The 5,220-nt window shown below is 62.2% G+C and carries 3 protein-coding genes; all 3 read left to right on the top strand.

Annotation, left to right across the window (positions count from 1 at the left end):
* The first annotated feature begins 1,105 nt into the window (after positions 1-1,105).
* Positions 1,106-2,812, top strand: a complete 1,707-nt coding sequence (locus tag AOQ71_RS26030; RefSeq protein ID WP_063958307.1) for an NEL-type E3 ubiquitin ligase domain-containing protein — start codon at positions 1,106-1,108, stop codon at positions 2,810-2,812.
* Between the two features lie 310 nt (positions 2,813-3,122).
* Positions 3,123-3,644, top strand: coding sequence for a transposase (locus AOQ71_RS50390; RefSeq protein WP_057752899.1), 522 nt, complete (start codon positions 3,123-3,125; stop codon positions 3,642-3,644).
* 41 nt (positions 3,645-3,685) lie between these two features.
* The coding region (locus tag AOQ71_RS26040) for an ISL3 family transposase (protein WP_083514501.1) at positions 3,686-5,220 on the top strand (1,535 nt) is incomplete at its 3' end.

Raw genomic sequence — 5,220 nt, forward strand, 5'->3', positions numbered from 1 at the left:
CACGGCTGTGATCGTTGAACGCGCCGCGCGCGAATAGATTTCTCGCCCGGCGTCGGTTGTTTGGGGGCGGGTCTGTTGTTCTTTGCCCCAGTTCGGTGGTGTAGGATCGACGACGACTCCTACGGGGATCTGACGTCACTGTTGCAAAGCAGCTCATGATCATGGAGTCTTAAAGGGCCGCTCGTTAACGGCTCGCCATCAGGCCGCTTTTCTTGCGCCGCGGGATCGATGTCGTCGGCAGCAAGCCAACCCCTTTCTATTCAGGGCGCCGATCAGGGCATCGGGGGCCGGCTGGCGGCCATGCTTCCATCCCAATTCGACGACATGTATGAAGTAAGTCCTCCGCCGCCACGTTGACCTGTGGGGCGCAACTGCGCCGGCAGGTCCAAATGGCTCGAAGCCGTGCTGGACTGACCAGGCTTCGGTCGCTCAAGACCCCGAGGCTAAGGATGGCTCGGCGCTCGCAGACTGCCCCCGCGATTTCTTGATTTGAAGGCGGCTAGTCTGGCAGCGACATTTGCTGCGCCGTCCCAAATTCCATCCTCCGGGCAATCAAGTTCGACAATCGGTGTGTGGAGCGCCGGATGAAAGACCATGCCATGCCAAGCACTATCAGCGTACGGTGCAAGAAGAATCCTTCGAAGGCTCGGAGGCGTGGTCGGCGGCTGACATGCGTCCGGCCTCTTGCTGCGACTGTCACATGCTGCTGACCCCATATGGACGTTCGCGGAACGTCCGAATTCAACTTCACGTGCTCGATGCAAATATCCCTGACCTGGTTTTGCCGATCCTGCCTCCTGACCGTTGCGCCATACTTTACCGGTTGACCTTTTCACAGTCGCACGGTCCCTGCCGCGGACCTACTTCGCCGCAGCCGAAGCCCGATAAGTTCTGTTAGACGGTCGCCAACTTTGCTGGGGCGGAGCGCTGACGGCGCAGCTCCCGAGAAAGACAACGTGGTTCCTATCGCCGCATCGTTGCGAGACTCGTCAGCTCGTCGACAGCTAAGCACCTCATAGCAGCTTGTTACCATCCGCGGTGACAACTACCGGCCAGCGCTCCTTCCAGCGCATTCCCTTAGACGGCGACAGGAGAACGAGCATTGATGAACACAGGGCGGGCCGAGTCGGGCGCTGGTATTCCTTCCGAGCAAGGCCACCGGCAGGGGTGCCTATGCGGTCTCGCCCGGGCCGCAGCGCAGTGGGTCGAAGCCTTGACTGGAAAGCGCTCGTCCGCTCCTCCCCAGGAGTCGCAGGATCAGATCCTGGACGCTTGGGTTGACGAATTCGGTCGCAGGCCGGACGAGGACCGGCACGAGGCGGTCAGGCGAATCAGAGCTTGGCAAGAAAACGCCTACGACTCCGCGCCGCTGCCGCTGAATCTGTCATCGCTGTCCCTGACAACCTTGCCCCCCGTCCTTCCGGCGGACCTCCAGCAGCTCGACGTCAGCCGCAATCGGCTGATCAGCCTTCCCGAGAAGCTTCCGGCTGGGCTATGGGATCTCAACGTCAATGAAAACTGGCTAAGGAGCCTTCCGGAGACTCTTCCGGCGGGGCTCCGGCTGCTCAACGTCAGTAGCAATCGGCTGACCGGTCTGCCCGATACCCTCCCGCCTGGGCTCGTGCGGCTCTACGCCAGCCGCAATCGGCTGACCCGCCTGCCCGATACGCTCCCGCCTGGGCTCCTGCGGCTCTACGCCAACAGCAACGGGCTGACGAGTCTGCCTGATGCTCTTCCGGCGGGACTCCGGCAGCTCGAAGCACGCGACAATCGGCTAACCAGCCTGCCGGAGACCCTGCTAACCCAGCTAGGCTCTGGGTGCAGGATTGAGTTGGCGAGTAACCGGCTGCCCGAGCGGGTGCGGACGAATTTGGGGGCAGCCCTGAATGCGCCGGGCTATTCCGGCCCGCACGTCTTCTTCTCGATGGGCGGAGGAACGGCGGTGGACCAGGAACGGCCGCTGGCCGAGGCGGTCGCGGACTGGTTGAAGGGCGAGCCTGAGGCGATCGCCGCCTGGCAGAACTTCGCCGACGAGGAGGGCGCCCCGCAATACGCTCTCTTCCTCGACAAGCTGCAGAAGACCGTGAATTATGACAATCCCCAGTTCCAGCAGGTCGTGGCCGAGGATCTGCGGCAGGCAGCGATCAGGCCGCAATTGCGCCAGCAGTTTTTTCAGCTGGCTTTCGGGGCGAGCGAGACCTGCCAGGATCGCATCACTCTGACCTGGAACGGCATGCAGACCGCACGTCTGAACGCTGATGTCGAGGACGGCGCCTATGACGATCGGCTCGGTGAACTCATCCAGCAGGCACGGGTTCTGTTTCGCCTCAACGCGCTCGAGCCGATCGCCCGTCAGAAGGTCAACTCGCTCCGCTTCGTCGACGAGATCGAGGTCTATCTCGCCTATCAGGTCAAGCTACGTGAGCGGCTGGACCTGCAGCTCATCGCGCCGGACATGCGGTATTTTGATGTTGCCGCCGTCACTGAGCACGACCTCACCGCAGCCGAGACGCGGGTGCGAAATGAGGAGGCGGCGGGGTTCGCCGACTATCTGGCAAATCGCTGGCAACCCTGGGAGATGGTGGTGAGCCGGATCGCTCCCGAAGCCCACGCACAGATGCAGCACCGACTCATCGCGGCGATGGACGAGGAGTTGCCGAGCCGCCTTGAGCAACGGCTCGCCGATCATCACCTCACCGGAGACAGCGAGGCCGAGGTGCAGTTCGGAGCCCAGATCCGTGAGGAGATCGCCCGCGAGATCAAGGGCGCACTGATGCGCCAGGTGCTTGAGGACCGCGGGCTTGAGCTATGAAGCGGCCAGCCAATCGCGAGGGGATACTGCAACGGTCCTAGACTAGCGCGATGGCGTTCGCCTATCAGCGCTCGCATCAAGCGCTAGCGACAACCTGCTTTCGTCACGCGGCAATCAGAATCCCTTGTCTCGTTTTTGGTGAAATGAAGCATCTTGAAGCCGAGCAGACAGATCGGCTCAACGAAGTTTACCAGTCCAAAGTCGATCCGGCAGAGGCCCTGTGGGGGGATGGGCGCGCGCGGAGACAGTCTTCACGCCAAGGCTCCGCCGGCCGCTGGAAGACCATGACCTTTCCTGGCGGCCCTGCGCCATGACCGAATCTATGAGCCTGGTTCATCGATCGGCCGATCGACGGCGCGAGCTTTCTCACCCGAGAGGGTTCTTCTGCCCGTCCTTAGACCCGGCGTCCTGGATAACCTCGGCAGTCACAGTCGCAAAGCCGTTCGCCAACTCATCCGTTCGGTCGTGCGCCAAGCTGCCGCGCGGCAATCAGGGTGACAGTGCGTCCCACCCAGATTGTTGCGCTATAGCCAAGCTCTTCTTCCTGCCAAAATACTCGCCCGACCAGAACCCGATCGAACAGGTCTTCGCCAAGCTCAAGCACCTGCTCCGCAGAGTTTCCGCGCGAGCCGTCGATGCGGTTTGCACCGCAATCGGCCGCGCACTCGACGCCTTCATGGCCGCAACTACTCCAAACATTCAGGCTATCGAACCTAACCTAGTAGTCTATCACAGTGATTTTGACTCTTTGGCGGTGGTGGTATGGCGCGACAAACAGGGGTTCTTCCGCATATTTGGTGCAGGGTGCGGGATTCACGGACAGTTCGAATAAGGGCATAAGGTCGGAATCGCAGTCGACGCCCGTGATTCGCCTTGCTCCATACCTTCCGCTCGCTGATTTCCTCCGAGCTTTCGATTGTCAAGATTCTTCCCCAGACCGACGGGGTGGTGCTCGTGGCTCGGCCGAAGTCAGCGGTCTCACTCTGTCCCTGTTGCGGCTACCAGACGGGTCGCGTCCACAGCCACTACGTGCGACGCTTAGCCGATCTTCCGTGGCAGGGGCGGGTTGTCGAAATCCGGCTTCACGCGCGACGGTTTCGATGCGCGAATCCGCAATGCCCGCGTCGGATATTCACCGAGCGGCTACCGGCAACGGTGCGACCGAAAGCAAGACGCACAACCCGCCTCGGCGAGAGCCAGCTGGCGATCGGCTTTGCGGTCGGCGGTGAGCCCGGCTCGCGCCTGTCGCGCAAACTGGCTATGCCGGTCAGTGGCGATACCTTGCTCCGAATGATTCACTCGGCTCCCTTGCCGGATTTCGTTGCCCCGACCGTTGTCGGCATCGACGATTGGGCTTGGCGTCGTGGCCAGCGATATGGAACGATCATCTGCGATCTGGAGCGCAATTGCGTGCTTGACCTACTTCCCGATCGTAACGCCGACAGTGTTGCGCGCTGGCTGAAGCGCTGGCCCGGAATCAAGGTCGTCGCCCGCGATCGTGCGGGACTTTATGCTGATGGCACACGCTGCGGCGCGCCCGACGCGGTGCAGGTGGCGGACCGCTGGCACCTGCTCAACAGTTTGGGGGACGCCCTGCGCCACGCGGTCGGCCGCCATCGTCACAACGTAGCCGCCGCCGTACAAATCATGGCGTCCGCGCAAAGACCGAAGACCGGCAGTTCCACGGCGCCGCCCGGCCTTGCACAGTTGCGGGCGGATCGAAAGGCTGCGCGACGCGAACGCTGGGATGAAATCTGTCGCCTACGCGAGCAAGGTTGCCCGACATCCAGGATCGCCCACCTGCTCGGTGTCGACAGACGCACTGTACAGCGCTGGCTAGCCGCTGGCGGCGAACCGGAGCATTCGCGTCCTTACAGACCTTCACATCTTATCGGTCCCTTCGAGGCGTGGCTCGAAGCGCGGTGGGCCTCCGGCTGCCAGGTGGGCCAGCAGCTTTGGCGAGAGCTTCAGCAACAGGGGTATACTGGAAGTCGGGTGACCGTCGCGCGATGGGCCGCGGACAGGCGTGCACGTGCGGACGCGGGAGGAACAGTACAACCACACCTGACCTGGAAAGCTCCCACGCGTCGTCGCTGTGCTTGGTACTTGAGCCAGGATCCGGATCAGATCGATGCTGAAGCCAGGCTGTTCCTCGGCCATCTGTTTGCGCAAGCTCCGGAACTCGCCACGGCGGCCGATCTAGCGAAGCGGTTTGTGTCCCTTCTCAGTGGTAGCGACATCGCCGAGCTCGATGAATGGATCACGCAAGCAGCCAACAGCGAGCTCAAGAGCTTCGCCAACGGCATCGCGCGCGACATCGATGCGGTCCGAGCGGCAATAACTACCTCCTGGACAACCAGTCCGGTCGAAGGCCAGATCAGCAGGATCAAAGCCATCAAACGACAAAT

Source organism: Bradyrhizobium manausense (assembly GCF_001440035.1).
GTDB lineage: Bacteria > Pseudomonadota > Alphaproteobacteria > Rhizobiales > Xanthobacteraceae > Bradyrhizobium > Bradyrhizobium manausense.